This window comes from Novosphingobium sp. NFX11, assembly GCF_057376415.1.
On sequence record NZ_CP080384.1, the window covers coordinates 3,205,719 to 3,224,908 of the forward strand.

General features: G+C 65.4%; 27 protein-coding genes. 3 read left to right on the top strand and 24 right to left on the bottom strand.

Annotated features, from left to right (window positions below):
• Positions 1 to 19 precede the first annotated feature (19 nt).
• Positions 20 to 1,354, top strand: coding sequence for an IS5 family transposase (locus KZO24_RS16500; RefSeq protein WP_486486609.1), 1,335 nt, complete (start codon positions 20 to 22; stop codon positions 1,352 to 1,354).
• A gap of 49 nt (positions 1,355 to 1,403) precedes the next feature.
• On the opposite strand, the gene KZO24_RS16505 is transcribed toward KZO24_RS16500, so the two are convergent.
• The 16 genes from KZO24_RS16505 to KZO24_RS16580 form a co-directional block, all read right to left on the bottom strand.
• On the bottom strand, positions 1,404 to 1,745 hold the full coding sequence (locus KZO24_RS16505) for a hypothetical protein (protein WP_486486610.1): 342 nt from the start codon (positions 1,743 to 1,745) through the stop codon (positions 1,404 to 1,406).
• Entirely contained in the window at positions 1,742 to 2,155 is a 414-nt protein-coding gene (locus KZO24_RS16510) for a phage tail protein (RefSeq protein WP_486486611.1), read from the bottom strand. The genes KZO24_RS16505 and KZO24_RS16510 overlap by 4 nt, the downstream gene beginning before the upstream one ends.
• Entirely contained in the window at positions 2,146 to 4,554 is a 2,409-nt protein-coding gene (locus tag KZO24_RS16515; protein WP_486486612.1) for a phage tail tape measure protein, read from the bottom strand. Before KZO24_RS16515 ends, KZO24_RS16510 begins: the two co-directional genes overlap by 10 nt.
• A gap of 61 nt (positions 4,555 to 4,615) precedes the next feature.
• A complete protein-coding gene (locus KZO24_RS16520) occupies positions 4,616 to 4,747 on the bottom strand; it encodes a GpE family phage tail protein (protein ID WP_103096087.1) in 132 nt (43 codons plus the stop codon).
• 8 nt (positions 4,748 to 4,755) lie between these two features.
• Positions 4,756 to 5,076 (bottom strand): phage tail assembly protein, encoded by a 321-nt coding sequence (locus tag KZO24_RS16525; RefSeq protein WP_486486613.1) that lies wholly within the window; start codon positions 5,074 to 5,076, stop codon positions 4,756 to 4,758.
• Between the two features lie 58 nt (positions 5,077 to 5,134).
• Positions 5,135 to 5,647: a phage major tail tube protein gene (locus KZO24_RS16530; protein WP_486486614.1), complete on the bottom strand. Its 513-nt coding sequence runs from the start codon at positions 5,645 to 5,647 to the stop codon at positions 5,135 to 5,137.
• 59 nt (positions 5,648 to 5,706) lie between these two features.
• Positions 5,707 to 6,882, bottom strand: coding sequence for a phage tail sheath subtilisin-like domain-containing protein (locus KZO24_RS16535; RefSeq protein WP_486486615.1), 1,176 nt, complete (start codon positions 6,880 to 6,882; stop codon positions 5,707 to 5,709).
• A 13-nt stretch (positions 6,883 to 6,895) separates the two neighbouring features.
• Positions 6,896 to 7,237, bottom strand: coding sequence for a GPW/gp25 family protein (locus tag KZO24_RS16540; protein WP_486486616.1), 342 nt, complete (start codon positions 7,235 to 7,237; stop codon positions 6,896 to 6,898).
• The gene (locus KZO24_RS16545; protein WP_486486617.1) at positions 7,237 to 7,791 is read right to left on the bottom strand and encodes a phage baseplate assembly protein V; all 555 of its coding nucleotides are present in this window, start codon (positions 7,789 to 7,791) and stop codon (positions 7,237 to 7,239) included. Before KZO24_RS16545 ends, KZO24_RS16540 begins: the two co-directional genes overlap by 1 nt.
• Positions 7,792 to 7,873: 82 nt before the next feature.
• Complete coding sequence (locus tag KZO24_RS16550; RefSeq protein WP_486486618.1) at positions 7,874 to 8,692, bottom strand: DNA adenine methylase; 819 nt, start codon at positions 8,690 to 8,692, stop codon at positions 7,874 to 7,876.
• Positions 8,693 to 8,865: 173 nt separating this feature from the next.
• Entirely contained in the window at positions 8,866 to 9,018 is a 153-nt protein-coding gene (locus tag KZO24_RS16555; protein ID WP_486486619.1) for a hypothetical protein, read from the bottom strand.
• A 19-nt stretch (positions 9,019 to 9,037) separates the two neighbouring features.
• On the bottom strand, positions 9,038 to 9,850 hold the full coding sequence (locus KZO24_RS16560) for a hypothetical protein (protein WP_486486620.1): 813 nt from the start codon (positions 9,848 to 9,850) through the stop codon (positions 9,038 to 9,040).
• Complete coding sequence (locus tag KZO24_RS16565; RefSeq protein ID WP_486486621.1) at positions 9,748 to 11,349, bottom strand: hypothetical protein; 1,602 nt, start codon at positions 11,347 to 11,349, stop codon at positions 9,748 to 9,750. The genes KZO24_RS16560 and KZO24_RS16565 overlap by 103 nt, the downstream gene beginning before the upstream one ends.
• A gap of 2 nt (positions 11,350 to 11,351) precedes the next feature.
• Entirely contained in the window at positions 11,352 to 12,524 is a 1,173-nt protein-coding gene (locus KZO24_RS16570; RefSeq protein WP_486486622.1) for a gp53-like domain-containing protein, read from the bottom strand.
• A complete protein-coding gene (locus KZO24_RS16575; protein ID WP_486486623.1) occupies positions 12,524 to 13,168 on the bottom strand; it encodes a phage tail protein I in 645 nt (214 codons plus the stop codon). The genes KZO24_RS16570 and KZO24_RS16575 overlap by 1 nt, the downstream gene beginning before the upstream one ends.
• The gene (locus tag KZO24_RS16580; RefSeq protein ID WP_486486624.1) at positions 13,165 to 14,070 is read right to left on the bottom strand and encodes a baseplate assembly protein; all 906 of its coding nucleotides are present in this window, start codon (positions 14,068 to 14,070) and stop codon (positions 13,165 to 13,167) included. The genes KZO24_RS16575 and KZO24_RS16580 overlap by 4 nt, the downstream gene beginning before the upstream one ends.
• A gap of 196 nt (positions 14,071 to 14,266) precedes the next feature.
• On the opposite strand from KZO24_RS16580, the gene KZO24_RS16585 reads away from it, so the two are divergent.
• Both KZO24_RS16585 and KZO24_RS16590 read left to right on the top strand, forming a co-directional pair.
• Positions 14,267 to 14,488 (top strand): hypothetical protein, encoded by a 222-nt coding sequence (locus tag KZO24_RS16585; RefSeq protein WP_486486625.1) that lies wholly within the window; start codon positions 14,267 to 14,269, stop codon positions 14,486 to 14,488.
• Between the two features lie 50 nt (positions 14,489 to 14,538).
• Positions 14,539 to 14,847 (top strand): hypothetical protein, encoded by a 309-nt coding sequence (locus KZO24_RS16590; RefSeq protein ID WP_486486626.1) that lies wholly within the window; start codon positions 14,539 to 14,541, stop codon positions 14,845 to 14,847.
• 370 nt (positions 14,848 to 15,217) lie between these two features.
• Here KZO24_RS16590 and KZO24_RS16595 read toward each other — a convergent pair whose 3' ends face one another.
• The 8 genes from KZO24_RS16595 to KZO24_RS16630 form a co-directional block, all read right to left on the bottom strand.
• Entirely contained in the window at positions 15,218 to 15,889 is a 672-nt protein-coding gene (locus KZO24_RS16595) for a phage virion morphogenesis protein (RefSeq protein ID WP_486486627.1), read from the bottom strand.
• On the bottom strand, positions 15,886 to 16,368 hold the full coding sequence (locus tag KZO24_RS16600; RefSeq protein ID WP_486486628.1) for a phage tail protein: 483 nt from the start codon (positions 16,366 to 16,368) through the stop codon (positions 15,886 to 15,888). The genes KZO24_RS16595 and KZO24_RS16600 overlap by 4 nt, the downstream gene beginning before the upstream one ends.
• A complete protein-coding gene (locus KZO24_RS16605; protein ID WP_486486629.1) occupies positions 16,352 to 16,888 on the bottom strand; it encodes a hypothetical protein in 537 nt (178 codons plus the stop codon). Before KZO24_RS16605 ends, KZO24_RS16600 begins: the two co-directional genes overlap by 17 nt.
• Positions 16,885 to 17,487 (bottom strand): glycoside hydrolase family 108 protein, encoded by a 603-nt coding sequence (locus KZO24_RS16610; protein ID WP_486486630.1) that lies wholly within the window; start codon positions 17,485 to 17,487, stop codon positions 16,885 to 16,887. Before KZO24_RS16610 ends, KZO24_RS16605 begins: the two co-directional genes overlap by 4 nt.
• 277 nt (positions 17,488 to 17,764) lie before the next feature.
• Positions 17,765 to 18,109, bottom strand: coding sequence for a hypothetical protein (locus KZO24_RS16615; RefSeq protein WP_486486631.1), 345 nt, complete (start codon positions 18,107 to 18,109; stop codon positions 17,765 to 17,767).
• 5 nt (positions 18,110 to 18,114) lie between these two features.
• Positions 18,115 to 18,339 carry a tail protein X gene (locus KZO24_RS16620; RefSeq protein ID WP_486486632.1) on the bottom strand — a complete coding sequence of 75 codons (225 nt, stop codon included), beginning with the start codon at positions 18,337 to 18,339 and terminating at the stop codon, positions 18,115 to 18,117.
• Positions 18,339 to 18,827, bottom strand: coding sequence for a head completion/stabilization protein (locus KZO24_RS16625; protein WP_486486633.1), 489 nt, complete (start codon positions 18,825 to 18,827; stop codon positions 18,339 to 18,341). Before KZO24_RS16625 ends, KZO24_RS16620 begins: the two co-directional genes overlap by 1 nt.
• A complete protein-coding gene (locus KZO24_RS16630; RefSeq protein ID WP_486486634.1) occupies positions 18,827 to 19,117 on the bottom strand; it encodes a hypothetical protein in 291 nt (96 codons plus the stop codon). The genes KZO24_RS16625 and KZO24_RS16630 overlap by 1 nt, the downstream gene beginning before the upstream one ends.
• Between the last annotated feature and the right edge of the window lie 73 nt (positions 19,118 to 19,190).

Here is a 19,190-nt window from a genome sequence, read left to right on the forward strand (position 1 = left end):
ACACGAAGAGGTTTTGCCGATGCCTCCGAAGAAGCCCGCGCAGCGCAGTGACGAGTTGTTCCGCAGTCAGCTCGACAACATGGTCGACATGGAACACGCGCTGGTGAAATTGGCGGGGCTGATCGACTGGTCACGGTTCGATGTGGCCTATGGACGGTTCTACCATGAGAAAGGCCGCCCTGGGCTGTCGACGCGGCTAATGGCAGGCCTGCACCTGCTCAAGCACATGGAGGGCCTGTCGGACGAAGCCGTCTGCGCCCGCTGGGTCGAGAACCCGTACCACCAATTCTTTTGCGGCGAGCAGTACTTCCGCCACAAGCTGCCACTGGATCGCTCGTCGATGACGCGCTGGCGGAACCGGATCGGGGCCGACAAGTTGGAACTTCTGCTCGCCGAGACGCTGCGCGTGGCGATGGAAACAAGGGCAATGCCGCCGCAGGCCTGCGAGCGGGTGACGGTGGACACGACTGTACAGACCAAGGCGATTGCCCATCCCACCGACAGCCACCTGCTGCAACGCGGCATCGAGTGGCTGAACCGGATTGCCCGCAAGCACGGTATCAAGCTGCGCCAGTCATTCCTGCGGGTGGGCCGCCAGGCTCGGCGCGATGTCTCCCGGCTGATCCACGGGCGCGGTCACAAGCAGGCGATGCGTTGGGTGCGCAAACTTCGCACCTGGCTGGGCCGGCTCGACCGCGACATCGGCCGCAAGATCGCCGGAAATGAGGAACTCGAGGCCGCCTTTGCCGTCGTCCGCGAGCGGGTGGCGAAGATCCTCACCCAGAAGGCTGGCAGCACGGACAAGCTTTATGCCCTGCACGCGCCCGAGGTGGAATGCATCGCCAAGGGCAAGGCGCGGACCCGCTACGAGTTCGGGGTAAAGACCTCGATCGCGGTGACAAACGCCCGCACCGCCGGCGGCCAGTTCATCGTCGGCATGCAGGCGTTGCCCGGCAACCCCTATGATGGCCACACCCTGTCCGGGCAGATCGAGCAAGTCGAGCGCCTGACCGGCGTCACCGTTGAGCGGGCTTATGTCGATCGCGGCTACAAGGGGCACAAGCATGGCGGGCAGGCCAGGGTCTATATCGCCCACACCCGCGGGATCACCTCACCCACGATCAAGCGCGAGCTCAGGCGACGAAATGCCATCGAACCGATCATCGGTCACACCAAGTCCGATGGCCTGCTCGAGCGCAATCACCTCGCCGGTGCCACCGGCGATGCCATCAACGCCATCCTGGTCGCCGCGGGGCACAATCTCAGGTTGCTCGTCGCATGGCTGACTGCGCTTTTGCGCGCCCTCATCGCCGCCTGGCTATCCCCAGTCCTGCCCGAAATGGGCGCTGCCTGAAAGCAGCGTACCAGTTCGATAAACCCCTCACGGCACATTCGGACGCAATCTACCCGTCGCCGAAACGAACATCGCATTGTTCACGGCCGACGATCTGGTCAGGCGGGCCGGAATGGCTGACGTCGTCGACCTTGAAGCTGCCCTTGTCGATCAGCCCCGGTGTGACGTCGCGGCCCTGCTTCCAGCCCAGCTGCAAATAGAGCACGGCGCCTTCGGGCGGAATGCCCAGCATGCCGTCGTGATCGCTCAGCACGATGTCCAGCTGATCGGCCTCGTCCCCGCGCTTTTCCGAGAGGGTGAGTGATACCAGGCGCGGGCGGATGCGGTCGGACAGATCCTGCCCGTCCATTGTCACCCGCCAGTCAGGGATGTTGTTCACCGCGCGGTTCATGCGTCGGCCTGCTGCGAAGCCAGCGCGGCGGGATCATCGACGCCCAGCAGATCGATGCCGAAGTCGATCCGGCGCGCGGTGCCGTCCGGCAGGAGATAGGCCTGCCGTTCGTCGATCGCGGTGATGACGAAGTTGCCGTAGACGCGCCCGCTTCCGGCAACCAGCGGCCATGCCTCGCCGGTGTTCGCCATGGCGCGCAGATCGTCGAGCGAGACGCTGCCGTTCGACAGTTCGGCATAGACCGCGCCGGAAAGACTGACCGTTTCGTCACCCGGCCCGACGAACTGCGTGGCGTCGCGGGCGCCGATGCGCGGGGAGCGGGCGTGGCGCCAGTCCATGCGGCGCTGCAGTTCGTCGAAAGGTAGGGAGCCGAGTTCGAAGAGGAACATGCCGAGGGCCATCAGGTGCATGGATCAAACCCCTCGTCGCCAAAGCCGCGACCACGCTTCTCGTTCTCAATCCGCTCGATCGCGCGGCGCACCGCGTCTTCGATGTCCTGCGGGTTCGAGCCGACGTCGTGGAAATGCAGGTTGTAGGTATTGCCTGCCGCAGAGACGGCGGCGGCAGGCGCACCTGCGGGACTGCCGGCAGCTGCAGCCGGAACGGCAGCGGCCATTGCCGCGCCCCCGGCCCCGACCGCCAGCGCGCGCGTCATCTGGCCGGACAGGTCGGTGATGCGCGCGATCGGGCCGGAGGTATTGGCTGCAAGCCCCTGATCGAGGCCAGCCATGACGAAGCCGCCCAACCCGGCGAACACGCGCGAGGGGGAATGGATGCCCAGCTTGGCCTTGAACCAGTTGGCGATCGAGGTGGCGGTGCTGGTGATGGTGGACTTGAGGGTGCCGAGCATGCCGACGATACCGTTGATCAGCCCTTGGATCAGGTTCCGGCCGATTTCTGCGAAGTTGAGGCCGCGCAAGTATCCCAGCACCGGGGCGAAAGCCTGGATCATCAGCCCGAGCGGCGTGAAGTTCAGGAACGCCCTGACGATGAAGGCGAGGGCGCCCGCGAAGAAGGCCTTCACCTGTTCCCAGAGGCCTCCGAACCATGCGGCGATTGCGCCCCAGTTGGCATAGATCAGGTACGCGGCAGCGGCCACCGCAGCGATGGCGGCGACGATGGCGAGGAGCGGCAGCAGGCTGATGCCCAGCGGCGCGGCGGCAGCGGTCAGCGCGGCGAAGGCCAGCGCAAGGCCGCCCAGCAGGATCAGCAGGCCTGCACCTGCGGCCAGGAAGATCATGATGCCCTTGGCCAGCACCGGGTTCTCCTGCGCCCATCCGCGCATCGCGCTGGCCGTCCGCTGGACCAGTCCCGCCACCTTGACCACGGTGGGGAGCAAGGCCTTGCCCATGGTGATGTTGAGGCCGGACAGGGCATTGGTGGCAAGCCCCGTCGCGCCTTCGGTGGTGGCGACGCGGTTGAGGAACTCGCCATGCATCGAGTCTGCGATCTCGCTGGCATTACCAACCAGATCCAGACGCTGTTTCAGCCCGTCGAGGTTGGTCAGCATCGGCGCGATCGCCGCCACGCTTTCCGAGCCGAACAGCTGGGTGAGGATCCCGGCCTGCTTGTCGCCGTCCAGCTTGCCGATGCGCTCCATGACGTCGGTGATCGCGCCGGTCGCGTCGGTCTGCATCCGCTTGGCGACATCGGTGGCGCTAAGGCCCAGCGATTCAAAGGCGGCCTGCTGGCCTTTGGTGGCGGCCTCGCCCTTGGTCAGCGCCAGCATCGTGTTCTTGATGCCGGTGGCGGCAACTTCGCTGGGGATGCCGATGGAATCGAGGGTCGAGCCAAGCGCGGCGATTTCAGGCGCGGCAAGCCCGGCCACCTTGCCCAGCGGGCCGATGCGGGTGATGATGTCGGTGACGTTCGCGGCCTTGCCGCCGAAGCGGTTGGTCAGCGCGTTGACGCCATCGCCCAGGGCACGAACGCCCGCCTGCGGCAGTTCGAAGGCAGTGCGCCACTTCGCCATTGCCTCTCCCGCCTGGTCGGCGGTCATATCGAAGGCGACGCCCATTTCTGCCGCGTCGTTGGTGAACTCCAGCAGCTGCTGGCGCTGATCGCGCATCGGCTTGCCGAACTTGTCCATGCCGACACCGGCGGCGCCAGCTGCAGCGGCAATGGTCGCCAGTTCGTGAGCAGCCATCGGGATCTTCTCGCTCATGTCGAGAAAGTCGTTCGACATCTGCGCGACCGCTCCGGCCTTCATGTTGGTGACCTTGGAGACGTCGGCCATCGCGCTTTCGAGCGTCATCGCCTGTTTCACCGCGGTTACCACCGGAGCCGCCGTAGCTATGCCCGCTCCCGTCATGGCAAGGCCCGCGCCGGTTGCCTTGGCGCTGATGTCAGACAGCTTGTCCGAGTTGCGCTTGGCCTGATTGACCTTTTCCAGCGCGGCGGTCTGCTGGCGCAGCGCGCGGTTCGCCTCTTCCGTCTTTGCGGTCAGACGATCCTCATGGCGGGCGAGGTCCGTCACATCGATCCCGGCGGCAGACAGCTTGGCGGACAGCTGCTGCAGTTCGGCACCGCCCGCATCGAGCCGCGCCGTCAGCGCTGCGGCCTGTTTCTCGGCCTTGGCGAAGTCTGCCGCCAGCTTCTTGGTGGGCGCGTCGGTGGCATCCATCTGCGCGCGCAGCTGGGCCATATGGGCGCGGGTCTCTTCCAGGTTGCGGGTATCGGCGCCAAACGCGGTCTCGCGCGCCTTGTAGCTGCCGATCTGCTTTTGCAGCGCGCCCAGCGCTTTGAGTTCATCCCCGGTCTTGGCCAGATCCCGGCGCGCGGCGGACGACGCGCCGGTGATCGACTTCAAGGGGAGGTCAGCCGGTCCAGTCCCTCAAGGATGACCTGAAGCCGCAGGTTCTTGTCCGCCATTACTTCTTTCCGGGGGTGTCAGGTGGACGCGATCGGCGCTCGGCCTGCTTGCGCCAGGCCATGATCTCCGAAAGGTCCATGTCTTCCATCGCAGCTGGCGGCCAGTGGAACACGACCGCCAGATCGGCCATCGCGTCGTCTACAGATCGAGGGCATCCGTGCGCTGCGACTTCTGCAGCAAAAAACTGCCGATCTCCGCGCCGCAGGCCAGCAGGTCCGCCGGGTCCATGTCGATGGCTTCCGCAGGGGTGAGCGTGGGCGTGGTGATGCGCGGCAGGATCACATGCAGGGCATCGACCTTCAGCTGGCCGAGATCGACAAGCGAGAGGCCCTTGAGCGCGCGGCCCTTGGGTTTGCGCAGCTGCAGGGAGGTGATCTTGTCCTCGCCGCGCACGATCGGCGTGTCGAGGGTGACAGTGGCGACGTCGGGGCGCGGGGTGGAAACGGTAAGGTCGGACATGATGAACTCCGGGGTCAGACGAAAGGGGGATGGCCCGGCGCGTGGCCGGGCCGGGGCATCAAAAGACGCCGAGGAGGGCGCGGCGTTCGGCCAGAAGGTCCACGCCATCGACGATCTCGATCATGTTGAGCGGATCGATTTCCAGTTCGGTGCGACCGTTCCAGACCAGCTTGTAGTAGGCGACGGCCATGGTGGCGGTGAACTCGGTCGCCTCGCCCACTTCCTGATCACCCATCTCGACCTCGGAGAAGCGACCGCGCATGATGACTTCGACGTTGTCGATGTCGGCGGTATCATCGGCCTGGTAGTTGCCGACGAAGCGGATGTAGACGCCGTCCACGGTGGGGGTGCCCCACTGGCGCAGCACCTGGCGCATCGGGCCGCCGCAGACGATCTTCGATTCCATCGCCTCCTGGCCCATGTCCATCTGGAGTTCGCCGCTCATCCCGGCGCCGCGATAGCCTTCCATCTTGCGCGTTAGGGTGGGAAGGGTGACGGTCTTGGCGTCGCCGCGATAATCGAGGCCCTCGTTGAACATCATCATGTCCTTGAGGGTGCGTGGCATTCCCATGGTGGTCTCCTGTGATCGGAAAGAAAGGGGACCGGGCGACCGGGGCCGCCCGGCACGGATCAGACGTCCTCGGTCAGCTGGGCGGCGAAGTCCGCGAAGTAGCTGTCGGTGATGCGCTGGTTGAAGCCGAGGTCTTCGAGCGGGGGCGGCACGGTGTATTCGTACTCGATGCGCAGCTTGCCAGCGCGCAGGGCGGTGACGTCGTTGTTCGCCTCGTCGAACCAGCAGCGGAAGCCGAGCACGACGCCCGAGGCCTTCAGCTTGCGGCCAAGGCCGTTGATGGTCTCGATGATGTCCTTGGCGAGGCTGGGCGTCAGCGGCTTGTCGTTGGCCCACTGCATGCCCTGGATCATCGTATCGGTCAGCAGCTGGGCGACGCGCACGGTGCCTTCGAAGACGAAGTCGCTTTCCGGCTCTGCCGTAGTGCGGTTGCCCCAGAAGATGAACCCGGCATCACTGCGCACGAGCGCGGTGATCTCGGATGCGTTGAGCAGCGCCGCTTCGGTGGTCTGATCCTCGATATCCCAGCGGATCGGTTCGCTGACGCCGACGACGCCGTTGACCACGACATTCGACAGCGACTTGTGTGGGCCGGTGGTCTCGTCGATCTGGGCGCGCAGGCCCATGGCGCGGGCGGCAGCAAAGCTGGTGACTGCAGCGTCGGCTTCAACATCCCAGGCAAGGAAATCCGGCGCCAGCAGCATCAGTTCGCGCGCGCTGAAGTTGGCGCGATAGGCGGTGCGCTCCGCCATGGTGGCGCCGATGACGCGGGCATAGCCGAAGCCGCGCAGCTTCTGCGCCACCACGACAAGCGCGGCGGTGACCGCCTGCGTTTCGAGGCCGGGGGTGCCGAGGATCTTGGGCTTTACGCCCAGCAGCGACTTGGCATCGAGCAGCGCCTGCATGCCGGTCTTCAAGCCTTCGGCGGTGACGGTGCCGATGACGTTGCTGGCGGTCTCCGCATCCGTGGCGCCTTCCTCGACGCGCACGACGACAAGGATGGGGCGCGCCTGGTCGGCAATGGCGCGCAGCGACCGGGCAAGGGTGCCATCGACACCGGCCTTGCCGATCGCGGCGTCGATGTCCGCGATCAGTACCGGCCTGTCGAGCGGGAAGGTGGCGGCGTCCGCGTCGGCGGCGGTGGCGACGAGGCCGATGATGGCGGTGGAGATCGCCGTCAGCGTTCGGGCGCCGCTGGTGATCTCGGTGACGGTGATTCCATGCTTGAAGGCCATGTGTGGATCCTTGTTAGAGCGAGGTAGCGATGCGGGCGGTGGAAGGGACGGCGGTGTCCGTGCGGTCGCCTTCGATGACGACGGTGGCGGCGCCTGGACGGGAACCGGCGGCAAGGCTGACGCGGGTGAGGCGCAGGCGATCTTCCCAGCGTGACAGCGCCAGCGCGGACGCGGCGAAGATCCGCAGCACGTTGGCGGGGTTCAGGGGCTGATCGATCAGGCGCGGGACTTCGGAGCCATAGTCGCGGCGGGCGGGGCGAGTGCCTATCGGCGTTCCGAGGATGTCGCGGACGGACTGCGCGATATGCTCGACGCCATCGAGCGCGGTGCCGCCGGTGCGGGACATGCCAGCCATCAGACCGGGCCTCCGCTCTGCGCGCCGCCTGCCTGGACGCCGGTGTGCTTGTGGCCCTTGAGGCTGATGCCACCGCCGACGACGTCTTGCGAGGCTTCGGCCTTGCCCTCGATCGTGACGTTGCCGTTTATGGTGACGTCGGCGTTGATCGTCAGGCCGCCAGGGGCGGTTACGTCGGCGGTGCCACCAGCGGGCAGGGTGACCGTCAGTTTGCCCGTCGCGAAGTGATAGGAGATCTCCGCGCCGTCATCGAACTCGATCAGGAACAGGTCAGGATCGGATGAGGGCGCAGGGTTCCCATCAGACCACAGGCCCGGCAGCACCAGGCCGTTGGCGAGGTCGCCCTCGGGCGAAAGCACCGCGCATTGTTCGCCGGATGAAGGCGGTGCCCAGATCTTCACGCGCCCAGCGCGCCACGCCAGCCAGGGCAGGCTGCCGGTGACGAGGTCGCCCATTTCCACCGTGCACGTCGCATCGCCGTGATCGACCGATGCGACGGTGCCCAGCTGGATTACCTCGCCGGTGAGATGTTCGATGTCTGCAGTGCGCGCCATGGTCCGACCATGGCGCGCAGTTCAGCAGCTTTCGCGGGGCTGCACTTCGCTCATCGCTCAGCAAAATGCAGCCCGAGCACCGTCAGTTGTCGTTGGCGGGCAGGGTGAAGTTGCTGATCAGAACTTCTCCTGCTGAACGGCACTTGGCGCCGATCTGATAGGTCGTATCGATCGCGGCCACCTTGAAGTTGCGGAAGGTATCCCGCACGCCCTCATTGTCGTTCAGCGACATGAGGAACTTGCCCTTGATGCCCGCCAGCTGGGCCGCCAGCGCGGCGAAGTCGTCGCGGCTGAAGACGCCGGGGCCGTAATCCTTCTCGCAGGCCCAATAGGGCGGATCGAGGTAAAACAGCGCGCCTTCGTGGTCATAGCGGCGGATGAAGTCGGCATAGGGCAAGCGCTCGATAACGACGGACTGTAGGCGATCGTGCAGATCCGCCAGCATTGGCTCCAGCTTGCCGACTTCGAAGCGCGAGGGATTGCGGGCGCTGACACCGAAGGCGCGGCCACTAACCTTGCCACCGAAGGCCAGGCGCTGCACGTAGAGGAAGCGGACGGCGCGCTGCAGGTCGGTCAGGCGTTCGGGATCCTGCGCCAGCAGCCGTTCGAACTCGGCCCGGCTTGCCACGCGGAATCGCAGCATGTCGACAAGGTAGGGGTAGTGCTCTGCCAGGCAGCGGAACAGGGTCACGACGTCGCCGGAAATGTCGTTGATCGCCTCTGCGCGCGGGCGGCTGCGGCGACGCAGAAAGATGCCGCCCATGCCCACGAAAGGCTCCGCATAGCTGGAGTGCGGCGTGCGTTCGATGATGGCGCAGATGCGCTTGGAAAGGTTGCGCTTTCCGCCAATGTAACCGGCGACAGGCGCGGTGGGGGGTACGAGAACAAAAGGGGTAGACATGTTGGATTTCCTGCATGATGTACCCTCCCGCGCCTGAGCGCGGAAGGGTACTTGAACGGGGCAGGCGCGCTGCCCGTAGAGTGCGAGTGCAGGCTCGCTGGTTTCGAGATGCGGGAACATCCGAGGCCCCCTTCCGTACAGGGGCAGAGCGGCGCCGTGAAGCGCCGATATCGTCAGCTTTCGGCCTCAGCCGCCGGGCTTGGGGCACTTGCCAGAATGAGCGCCTGTTCCAGCAGGCTGGAGAGCGCATCGTCACCGGCGTTGCACGCCGCGTTCAGCGCGTTCTGGATGTGGTCGACGAGGACGAGGTTCTCTTCTTCAGGCATGCGGGCACTCCGGTGACGTTTAGAGCTGGGTGACCGAGAGCGCGGCGCCGCCGCTGCCCTCGACCGAGACGAAGTTGAAGGCGATCGAGGCGGCGGGCGTGCCCAGCGCAGTCGCGAGGTTGCAGGAGATGGTCACGACCCCGGCGCTGACCGAGACGGTAAACGCGGGGTCGTTGGCGATCGATGCTGCCTGGATGGCCTTGGCTGCAGGCGTGGCAACGACGGCGGCCGTGACGCCGGTGCCCGCAGTTTCCACCAGCGCGATCTCGATGGTGCCGCTGACCGTCTGGCGCCTGACCGTGTTGCTGAGGATGCCGATCGTGTAGCGCAGCACAAGCCCGGCGAACGTGTTGTTCGTTAGGCCCGAGATCGTCAGGCAGGCGGTGGCGGCACCGGGCGTCAGAGCCGTGGTTTGAGCGACGTTGGCCAGCAGCGGCGTCAGCGTCTTGGATGGCAGGGTGAAGTTGCCGCGATGCGCCTCGACCACGCCCTCTCGCGCGGCATTTGCGAACAGGCGGGCGACGGTGGTGCCGCGATTGCGCACCTCCAACGCAGCGCCCTCGATCCCATCCACATAGTGCCGCATGGAGGTGCCCGCGCTGTCCCGCTCGTACCCGGCGCGGATGTAGCCGAACGCCGATCCCGCCAGCGCCACCAGCTTGCTGGGCGTGGTGCCGGTGGCGTCGAGGATCGCGTGAATGATTGTCTGCTGGGTGGAACCCCCGATCCCTACAGGCCCCCATTTGCAGTTGTTCGCGCGCAGGCGGCCCCCAGCATATTGAGGTTGCCGTTGCTGGTGGAGATCGCGCCATAGCCGTACTGCTCGACCCATCCGCCGCCGACCGACAGGTTGCCGCCCGAGGCGATGATGCCCGCATACTGCGACAGCGGCGGCACGCGGTCGCGCGTCTCGGCGTAGAACTGCTGGATGGCGGCGGAAAAGCCGTTGCGATAGGCCACGCCGACGCCGAAGTATTCGGATTGAACGACGCCGATCGCGACCGTCTTGCCGCGCCGCAGGTTGGCGCCGATCGTCATGCGAACGACGGCGTAGACCCACGTTTCGCCCGCAGTCTTCTGAGCGCTGAACGATCCTGACGTGTAGGCATGCGACGCCCAGTTCGGCGGTACATGCCAGCCCGTCGCGCCATCGGCTGATCGCATCACGCACCAGCCGTAGAAGGGCGTGACGGCATTGTTCCAAGTCACGAGATCGTGCGTCGTGTCGGGGCTATTCGCGGTCACGACAACATCGATCGCGGCGATACCGGTGCCGTCGGGTGCGCCGTTGATGTTAATGTTGTCCATCGACCACGCGCTCTCGCCAGACGACGCTTCCCCGGTGACGCCCCCGAGGTTGATGCCGCCTGTCCGAAAGTTCACGCCGATGATCTGGTTGTAGTAGAGCCCCCAAGGGTGCTCCCACAGCGTGTCGAAGTGGATGCCGATGTCGGCGTTGGCGATGTAGACGCGCTCGATCCGCGCGCCGCCCGCCTTGAGGTTTGCATTCGAGCCGATGAGGAAACAGCCGTCCTCGCTGTTCCCGATCACGCGCAGGTCGCGAATGTCGTAGGCGGGGCTTGGCTTCAGGAGCCAGCCCTTGAAGCCCGGCGCCGCGCGGATAGTGCTGTACGAGCCCCAGCATTCGCCGCGAATGACCAGCGCCTTGCCCGCAGGCGGTGTGATCTCGTCAGTCGAGACGTAGGTTGCGGCGTAGCGGGTCCGCACAAGGTGGCCCGAGTTCACCGCCGCCTGGAACGCGGCCCAGTCGATCGACTGACTAAGCGAAGTGACGTGAGGATAGACGGTCTGCGCCTCCACCAGCGTCGCATACCGACTGGACAGCGGCCGCAAGGTGCCATCGCCCACGATAGCGCCATAGGCGTAGGATTCCGGGGTGACGCTACCGGCCAGACGATCGCCCACGGTACCCGCAGTGGGTGCGCCGACCAGCCCGGCGCCCCACAGTGGATCGTTGGAGCGCAGCGCCGTAGCCGTCGCCTCAGTATAGAGCCGGTCGGAGCCCGTGGCGGTGCGGCGGCGTACGTCGGCGATGCCCGTGGTGCTGTTGACCAGCTTGAAGGTGGTGCCCGCCGCGACAATCGCCTCGGCGTCCTCAAGGAAGAGGTCGAAGAAAATATTCTTCGGCAGGACGAGGTCGGCAGCCTGATCGCGCGCCAGTTGCGCGCCGTCCATGAACGGCTTGGCGGCAGGCGTGACCACGTCGATCACGGCGACACCCTTGGTTTCGCCGCTATGGACGACGGGCATCAGTTCGTTTCCGGTTGCGGCGGCAGCAGGAAGACGGGGCAGAGCGGTAATCTTGGCCATGATCAGAACCCCACAGCGATGTAGCAGGTGCCGTCGTTTTCATCGTCGGCGTTGAAGACGGAGAAGCCGGCCTTGGTGATGGTCGAGACGATCACCGCAGGCGTGTTATCCTGCGACCCGGTGCCGAGGTTGGTGACGCCGCTGACCACCGCCGAGAAGCAGGCGCTGGGGAACTCCTGTGCGAAGACCACGGCAGTGCTGGCGTTGGCGGTCGCCGTGAACCGCCCCCATGCAAGCTGGAAGCCGAAGAAGCGGATGAAGCCATTCTGCTGAAGCAGCATCGTGATCGGCCCCAGGCGGCGCGGCGTAACCACCTTGTCGGCAGCGGTGCCTGCCGTGATCTCCTCGGCACTGGCTTCGGTGACGGTGAGGGTGCGATTGCCGGTGAGATTGCCACCGCCGGTGACTAGGCCGCCGCCTGAAATGGTTCGAGCCTGCAGCGTGTCGATGCGCCCTCCGAGCGCCGTATCCGCGTTGCCGCGCGCGGTGATCTCGCCATCAATCCGGTTGCCCAGCGCACTGTCCGCATTGCCGCGCGCAGTCACCTCCGCGTTGATGCGGCCATCGAGCGCGGTATCGGCGGCGGTGCGCGCCTGCGCTTCCGCGCCGATCGCAGCGGTGACGGCGGCCCACAGCGTCGCCAGACGCGCCCGCAGGGTCTTGGGTGTGACGATCGTCTGCGCATCGTCCTCGCCATCGGCAGCGGCATCCACGCGGGCCTGCGTTGCCAGCTTGGCAATGCCGCGCGTGGCCTCGGTCGCGGGCGGCCACACGAAGGTCGCGTCGCCAAAGGTGATCTGCGCCAGCACATCGGCGTTGAAGGCGATGTCGAAGGCCATGAGCGCGAAGGCAACGCCCGCCTTGCTCAGCACCGGCGCACCGGCGCTGAAACTGGCGAACAGCGTGTTGTCCTCAAGGAACAGGCCAAAGCCGGTAGCGCTCCACGTATCGGCGGAAGTGTCGTAGGCGGTGATGTGCGCCACGGTGGGCGCGGCGGCGACACCTGACAGGATGTCGAGCCGCTTGAACTCGCCGGGCAGCGCAGTCAGCGTTGGCGCAGCCACGAACGGCTGCGCGGTCAGGCCAAGCTTGGCGATCACCGTCTTCTCGGTGCCCGCAGGCGCGCGCACGGCGGCCAGGCCCGCCGTTGTCAGTTGAAGGGCAAGCGCTGCCATCAGTTGGTCTCCAGAAATTCGGTGTCGCTGGCGCCGTTGGCGATCGGTTCGCCGTCCTCGGTCTGCAGCAGCGCCATCCAGTCGCGGCTTTCATCCAGCCCGGCGGCGTAATCGGCCCGGCCCACGCTGCCGACCTTGCTGCCAGCGGCAAGGTACATCCCGGCGACGAGGTCGAGGTTCTGCACGAAGTCGAAGTGCGCGCGGGCGGGCTTGGCGATCGCGACGTCGGCAATGATTTCTTCGGCTTTGGCGACCGTAAGGAAGCTGGCCGGGATCTGCGCTGCCGGGGCGCGAACTTCGAAGGTGTGAGGCGTCAGACGCGGATTGGCTTGATGCCATTCCACGATCTCGAAGGCCGCGTGGTGTTCGGCCAGGACTTCTGCGACGGCGAGGCGGGTGCCCTTGCGGCGGTGGTAGGGAATTGCGTCCGCGACGGCTTCGCGCTTGCGCTCGACCGACCAGCTGGTTTTCCAGTGGCTGATCGCGAGGCCCCAGGCCAGCCAAGGCAGATGCCCTGCCGGGCAGGCGGTGGGCGACCAGACGTCGCGCACGGGCGCGGGCATGTCGAGTAGGACAGCGGCAGCCTGTTCGAGCGATCGTTCCAGCTTCGTCGATGCCGGGGGCAGGATGGAGGGATAGGTCACTCGTTGGTGCCCATCAGGCGCGCGACGACGCCGGTGCAATACGGGGCCTGCAGGCGGGAGATCGCGATATCGGCGGTGGGGGAATTGAACCGCACATTCTGCGCGCCCTCGACATGCGCGGCGCGGAACAGCGCGGACATGGTGATGTCGCGCCCGACCCGGTGGCTTTCCGCAACGTAGGCGCGGACGCTGGCCAGCGAGGCAGCAAGCACCACGGCGCCATCGGGGCCGTTGTACGTCGTCAGGTCGTAGTCCACCGCATACTGAATGATCTCGGCGGACTGCACGGTGACAAAGTCGGTAAGCGGGCGGCGCTCGTCCGCCGAGACATAGGCCTGGACGGCGGCAACCAGCTGAGCGGACGCGGCGCCGGTGCCGAAGCGTGAAAGGATGGAGACGATGACGACGCCAGGCGAAGGGCTGGTGGCGGTCGCATCGAGCACTTCGGGATCTGCGGACAGGGCGTGGAAGAGGTAGGCGCCTTCCGGCCCGGCGACGGAAAAGCCCTCGGGCGCCAGCACCATACGGCGGCGGAACTCGGTGTCGCTTTCCACGACGGCGGGGGTTCCCTTCGCCTCGTCAGCGGGCGTGATGACCTTGCGCACGATGCCGAACAGGGCCGCGATGTTGTCGAGGTCATTCTCGACGGCGAAGGCGGGCATCACGGCGCGGGCGGCATCGTTTACCCGCTGGCGCAGCAGCTGGGCGAGGTAGGCGAACGTCTGCAGCAGCTTGATCGCCGGGTCGCTGTCGCGCGTCTCGATCGTGACGCCGAGCGCTGCCATCTCGGCCTTGAAGCGCGCTACGGCTTCGGAAAGCAGCGCCTCATAGTCGAGCGTCTCGATGATGTCCGGCGCGGGCAGGCGCGAGAGATCGACAGCAGTGAAGGTGGGGTCGGCCATAGCGGCCATGTCGCGGGTGTGGGCAGGAGCGCGCTATCCCCCGGCATTTTGATGCGCGTTCAGCGAAGTGCTAAGCGCAGTGCTTTCAATTTCACAATGAATGTCCGCTACCGGGATGCGCCAAAAGACCAGCGAATGGCGATCATGGGTGGACTGCGGACGTTGAATTTCCGGTGGAGCCGCGCAATGATGGGCAATGAATACGAACCTATTTGCGTTTGGCCTTTTGGCATCCGCGTTGTTTTGCTCGGCATGCTCCGCTGGCAAGCCATCCGTAATCTCTCAGGATGCCTGTGACGTTGCGCTACTCTATGCGAAAGAGTTCAAGACAATGTCCGGCATCCCTATTGCTATGAAGCATTCGCCGGATGCAGATGAAATGTCGATTCCAACGCTGGAAAGCATTGAGATTTTTTAAATAGGCACCCCGAATTCAAGAGCGATCCAACCCTCCCTTTGGAGCGAAAATTGGCAGTCCTGCGCAATGTTAGTGTCGTAGGGTCGTGCCCTGAACTTGAAGCGTGGTATAAAAATAATAGTTCTATCTTAGATGACAGCGTTTACGACAAGTTAGCAAAGGAAATGCCGTCTCTTGATCGTCCGGGTAGAGAGGTATTGAAAACCGCAATGCTAGAAATATCGGCTCCTGCCATCTCCGATGACGGAAATACGGCCTATTTCTATATTGGCGAAGCCACCCGGACGGCGGGTGGACGGTTCACTGTCACTTACAGAAAAGATGCTGGGGGAGATTGGCACCTGTATAGCAAGGAATGAACCGCGGCGTGCCTTAACGTCCGCGTTGGGGCGCTTCTGGTTTGTCCGGATTCCGGGGCGATAGGGTGGCGAGCGGGCGTTCGTCAGTCTCTCTCTTCAAGGCGTATGCAAGCGCGGAAAGCGCCACCCTTTGTGTCCTGCCGGTGCCAGATTTCAACTACATGGTAGTATTTGAAATATCCGGGGGAGTGTCGATTGAAAGATACTCGCCAATGCGGGGCAGGAACTCAAACTCAGTCGTGAATAGCGGTTCTAAGGCGTCTTCGTGGTCAAAGGCTTCTACTATCGGCATGGGGGCACGTTACCCAAGCATGGGAATGTCCGCAACGGGGCGTTTTGCGAATGTCGGCTTTAGAGGTCGGTACGGCGGTTAGCTGCTGCTCAGATGCTCGTATAATGCATCCAGCAGCCGTTCCCGGTCGGCATGCGTAGCGCCCAGCAGTTCGCGCCGGGCATATGGCACCGCCCTCGCGCGGAGTGATGGCCGATCGCGCAGACCATGCTGGTGGACGTCTGCGATCTGGGAGACCTTGCCGGTGAATCCGACCCAGAAGCCCTGATCGTCGGTACCGGTTTTCAGGAATCGCGACGATGCCAGGCGGCGGAACATGGCGCGGCGGCGCAGGCCACCACGACGGCGCAGGCGCCCGCCGCCCGCGTTGCGGTGCTCCTCGGGGACGGGCAGCCATTTGACGATCTTGTCGAACTCGAACGAGCGGATGGCGCCAGCCTCGATGTCGAAGCCGGTCATCATCCGCCCGGTGCCCCATGTGAAACTCTTCATGATCACGCGGCGCGGCTCGCCGGTACCGCCGCCGGGATAGAGGAAGCAGGCGGCGCCGCGCCCGGTGACCGGCGGGGCCTTGTCCTTGCGTTTGGCAAACGCGCTGCCGTCCGGTTGGCGCTGGGCGGTGATGCGTTCGCGCTGACTGATCGCCAGCGCGCGGGCCATGGCGCGCAGGATCTTGCGCCGTTCGCCTGCCGAGACGCTGCGGACCAGCGCCCCTGCAATGCGCTCGATCTCGGCCAGATCGTCCGTCATGCGGCCGGATCTGACGGCAGGGTGTCATTCCCGACGAGGATCCCGGAGAAGTTCGCCTCCACACCGGCAAAGGCATCGGTGAAGCTGGGCTCTTCCGGGCGCTCGATGTCGTAGCCTTTGCCGTCGGCGCGGACCTTGACCAGGCGGTTTTCCGTAAGGTCGATGGAAATCTCGATATCGGAGGTTTCGGTGTCGAGGATCTCCGCCTCGAAGGAGAAGGGCGCGCTGTCCTGGCGGCGCAGCAGCTGCGGCTGTTCCTTTTCCACCCATGCCAGCATCGGCACCATGAGCGTGTCGGGATCGCCCGCGAAGTCGCAGACCAGCACCTTGACGGTGTACTGGTAGCCGAACGAGAGGGTGCGCGATTGGCGCGCGTTGATCGTTCCACCTTCGAGATAGATCTGCAGCCGGTCGGGGTGGGTCTTCAGATCCGGGATGTAGGCGGCAAGCCAGCGCCGCAGGCTATCGGCCTTGCGCATCGCTACCTCCCTGCGCCAGGCGCACTTCGGCCTGCAGTTCGACAAATGCCGCGCGGATCTGCCCGGCGACATCGTATAGCGCCTGCAGGCTGGTCTGGGCGTCGGCGCCGGTCATCTGCCCGTCAGCGCTGCGCTGCACCTTGGGCAGCGCCGGGGCGGCGCCAGCAGCTGAGGCGACACCTTCGCCGTTCGCGGCGGCAGCCGCACGGTCGAGCAGCCCGACGCCATCAGGATCGATGCAGACAGTGCGATAGACAGGGCGTTCAATGATCTTTTGCGATTCATGGTAGATTTCCCTGACGTTGGTCTGCCGGGTCTGTTCGTTGGTCAGATGCTGCTGGGCGGAGGCATCGATCTGGCTTTGCCGTTCGTCGCGTTCGGCCTGCGCCGCTGCATCCGCCCGACGTTCTGCCGCTTGCTCCTGCGCGGTGCCGACCTTCACGCCGTAGGCGAAACCGCCAATGCCGGTGACGCAGGCGGCAAGCGCGCTGGCGAGGGCAAGGTGCGCAGCGCCGATCATGCGGCCAGGCGCCCGCACTTGGCACGATCGACGTTGCCGATGCGGTGGGCGACCCAGCCCTTGTAGAACACGCCCAGATTGCGGTTCACGGCAACGAGACGGCCATATTCAACCTTCTGCCGGGCATCGAGACTGTCGAGCATCCGGCGGCACAACTTCGTTGCGCCCAGGCGCTGCTGGCAGGCGGAGTATGCGCCGATGGTCTGCATGCCGATCTGGCCGTCAACGCCGATGCGGGCGGCGCAGATCTCGTTGATCGACTGCTGGAACCAGCGCGAAGGCCGGGCCGGTCCCATGTTGACCGTGGTGTCGAACAGTTCCTCGGTAACCGCGGCATCGATCGATATCAGCGGGGCGAGGCCGGGCTTCACCAGATAACGCTCGTAGTAGATGCTTTCCGCAACGTCGCGCGGCAGCGTCCGCATCGGGCCGGTGTAGCCGTTTTCGCGCGCGACCTGCTCGGTGATGCCCATGTTGGTGGCGCCGCCGGGGTCGCTCGGATGGTTCACGTAGCCGCCTTCGAGCGCGATCGCGGCGCCGATGATGGTGAGCGCGGCGGCGCCGATACGGCGGACGATCGGTTGGTTTTTGATCATCATCGGCCTTTCTGCGGGGGAGGTGCAGTGCGGGTGGGGGTGGGCGAATGGAAAATGCCGTCCGGTCCACACTGCGGGCGTCGAAGGAACAGGCTGCTCGCTCGCGATCGTTCCTGTGATGCAGGGCGATTGAGAAGCCGGATGGCAAGACCATCTACAGGGCACGTATTTGCCTCGATCGGGCGGCGACATATCTTCACGGCATGGGGTGAGTGCGGTCTCAAAATCACGAGGTGACGGCACGTGAGGCATGGCTTCTCGTGGGCGCGAGATCATGAAGTCACCCTCTCTTCGGTAGAAAGCGGTCGGCCAGGCGACCGGGGATGGTGATGAGGGTGTCGGTAGTCGCCCTGGCGACGCGCGGGGTGGCGTCGAAGGCCAGGAGGGCGATGCCGAAGGCGATCGACTGCGCGACGAAGCCGTTCCAGTCGGTGACCGCGATGATCGCCAGCGTGGCGTAGTAGCTTACCGTCGAGCCGACGACCCACTGCAGCAGGCGCTGGCGCCACGGCATGGCAGGCTTCCATGCCTGCGCGGCGGCGGAACCGATCAGCGAGGGGGTGAGCGAGCCGATAAGGTCGAGGCCCCATTCCGAGGCGGCGTGGATGAAGGTGCGCAGGTCCATGGGGATCAGCTCCAGAGTTGGATGAGCGGCAGCGTGGCGCTGGCCGGGGCGTCCGCCGTGGCGGGAACGATGACGACGGTGCCGAGCGGCAGGATCGGTTCGAGCGCGGCAAGGCCGGGGTTGGCATCGCGCACACGGGCGAGATCGCCGGGGCCAAGGCCCGCTTCGCGCGCCAGCAGCTGGTCGAGCATGTCGCCCTGCAGTGCGACCAGGCGCAGCGCTTTGGCCATCAGATCAGGTCCACGACGGTGCGCCCGCGCCCGGTGATGTCGCGTAGGGCATGCTGGGCATCGCGGCGCAGTTCCCCGATCGAGGGCGTGAGTTCGTCCGCCTGACTGCCGCCCGCTGCCGTCGTGTCGAAGTCGCGGTGGCGCTCGATCAGTTCGGCCTTGGCATAGAGGGCGACGGCGCGGGTGTAGCGCAGCACCTGTACGCTCTTGCCGTCCAGCTGGGGCGCGGGGACGGAGTCGAGCGTGGCATGCCCGGCGGCGATCTGCGCGGCGGCATAGGCGCGCAGGTCGATCTCCACCGTCATGATTGCGCCGATGATGGCGGCGCGCAGTCGGGCAGGTGTGATGCTGATCGAGGGAATGCGCGCGGCTTCGCGCACGGCGGCAGGGTCGATGTCGGGGAAGAAGCCGTCATTGACGATCAGCGCTTCGGATGCGCCGGGATCCTCGATCTCGGCTGCAGACGGAATGGGGATGTGCAAGGTCATTACGAAGCCAGCAGCCATGCGAGCATCGCACCTAGGAGCATCAGCAGCTTGCCGAAGAACCAGATTGCCCAGCAGTTGACCGCCAACGCGAACGTGCGGGTGCACAGGACAACGGTGAGCGGCAGATCATTGACTTGTGGTCTCGCGACGCGGCGAACGAAGCAGAGGCGCACCGTGCAGAGCAGCAGCCATATCACGTTCGCATTTCGCCAGGCGGCACGGCCCATGATGACGATGGCAAGCGCGGCGCAACAAGCAGCGGCGAAGATGATCTGATAGATAAAGGGCACGTTTCCTCCGAACTGCCCCGGCTAACAGGGGTGGGGATCGGGTCAGCTGGCGGCCCTATGGCCCGAAGGCCTC

Excerpts from the sequence above, each read along its gene's own strand:
- KZO24_RS16500 (WP_486486609.1), top strand. The coding sequence starts at position 20 with ATGCCTCCGAAGAAGCCCGCGCAGCGCAGTGACGAGTTGTTCCGCAGT.
- KZO24_RS16505 (WP_486486610.1), bottom strand. The coding sequence starts at position 1,745 with ATGAACCGCGCGGTGAACAACATCCCTGACTGGCGGGTGACAATGGAC.
- KZO24_RS16510 (WP_486486611.1), bottom strand. The coding sequence starts at position 2,155 with ATGCACCTGATGGCCCTCGGCATGTTCCTCTTCGAACTCGGCTCCCTA.
- KZO24_RS16520 (WP_103096087.1), bottom strand. The coding sequence starts at position 4,747 with ATGGCCGATCTGGCGGTCGTGTTCCACTGGCCGCCAGCTGCGATGGAA.
- KZO24_RS16525 (WP_486486613.1), bottom strand. The coding sequence starts at position 5,076 with ATGTCCGACCTTACCGTTTCCACCCCGCGCCCCGACGTCGCCACTGTC.
- KZO24_RS16530 (WP_486486614.1), bottom strand. The coding sequence starts at position 5,647 with ATGGGAATGCCACGCACCCTCAAGGACATGATGATGTTCAACGAGGGC.
- KZO24_RS16535 (WP_486486615.1), bottom strand. The coding sequence starts at position 6,882 with ATGGCCTTCAAGCATGGAATCACCGTCACCGAGATCACCAGCGGCGCC.
- KZO24_RS16540 (WP_486486616.1), bottom strand. The coding sequence starts at position 7,237 with ATGGCTGGCATGTCCCGCACCGGCGGCACCGCGCTCGATGGCGTCGAG.
- KZO24_RS16545 (WP_486486617.1), bottom strand. The coding sequence starts at position 7,791 with ATGGCGCGCACTGCAGACATCGAACATCTCACCGGCGAGGTAATCCAG.
- KZO24_RS16550 (WP_486486618.1), bottom strand. The coding sequence starts at position 8,692 with ATGTCTACCCCTTTTGTTCTCGTACCCCCCACCGCGCCTGTCGCCGGT.
- KZO24_RS16555 (WP_486486619.1), bottom strand. The coding sequence starts at position 9,018 with ATGCCTGAAGAAGAGAACCTCGTCCTCGTCGACCACATCCAGAACGCG.
- KZO24_RS16560 (WP_486486620.1), bottom strand. The coding sequence starts at position 9,850 with ATGGGTCGAGCAGTACGGCTATGGCGCGATCTCCACCAGCAACGGCAA.
- KZO24_RS16565 (WP_486486621.1), bottom strand. The coding sequence starts at position 11,349 with ATGGCCAAGATTACCGCTCTGCCCCGTCTTCCTGCTGCCGCCGCAACC.
- KZO24_RS16570 (WP_486486622.1), bottom strand. The coding sequence starts at position 12,524 with ATGGCAGCGCTTGCCCTTCAACTGACAACGGCGGGCCTGGCCGCCGTG.
- KZO24_RS16580 (WP_486486624.1), bottom strand. The coding sequence starts at position 14,070 with ATGGCCGACCCCACCTTCACTGCTGTCGATCTCTCGCGCCTGCCCGCG.
- KZO24_RS16585 (WP_486486625.1), top strand. The coding sequence starts at position 14,267 with ATGAATACGAACCTATTTGCGTTTGGCCTTTTGGCATCCGCGTTGTTT.
- KZO24_RS16595 (WP_486486627.1), bottom strand. The coding sequence starts at position 15,889 with ATGACGGACGATCTGGCCGAGATCGAGCGCATTGCAGGGGCGCTGGTC.
- KZO24_RS16600 (WP_486486628.1), bottom strand. The coding sequence starts at position 16,368 with ATGCGCAAGGCCGATAGCCTGCGGCGCTGGCTTGCCGCCTACATCCCG.
- KZO24_RS16605 (WP_486486629.1), bottom strand. The coding sequence starts at position 16,888 with ATGATCGGCGCTGCGCACCTTGCCCTCGCCAGCGCGCTTGCCGCCTGC.
- KZO24_RS16610 (WP_486486630.1), bottom strand. The coding sequence starts at position 17,487 with ATGATGATCAAAAACCAACCGATCGTCCGCCGTATCGGCGCCGCCGCG.
- KZO24_RS16615 (WP_486486631.1), bottom strand. The coding sequence starts at position 18,109 with ATGGACCTGCGCACCTTCATCCACGCCGCCTCGGAATGGGGCCTCGAC.
- KZO24_RS16620 (WP_486486632.1), bottom strand. The coding sequence starts at position 18,339 with ATGGCCAAAGCGCTGCGCCTGGTCGCACTGCAGGGCGACATGCTCGAC.
- KZO24_RS16625 (WP_486486633.1), bottom strand. The coding sequence starts at position 18,827 with ATGACCTTGCACATCCCCATTCCGTCTGCAGCCGAGATCGAGGATCCC.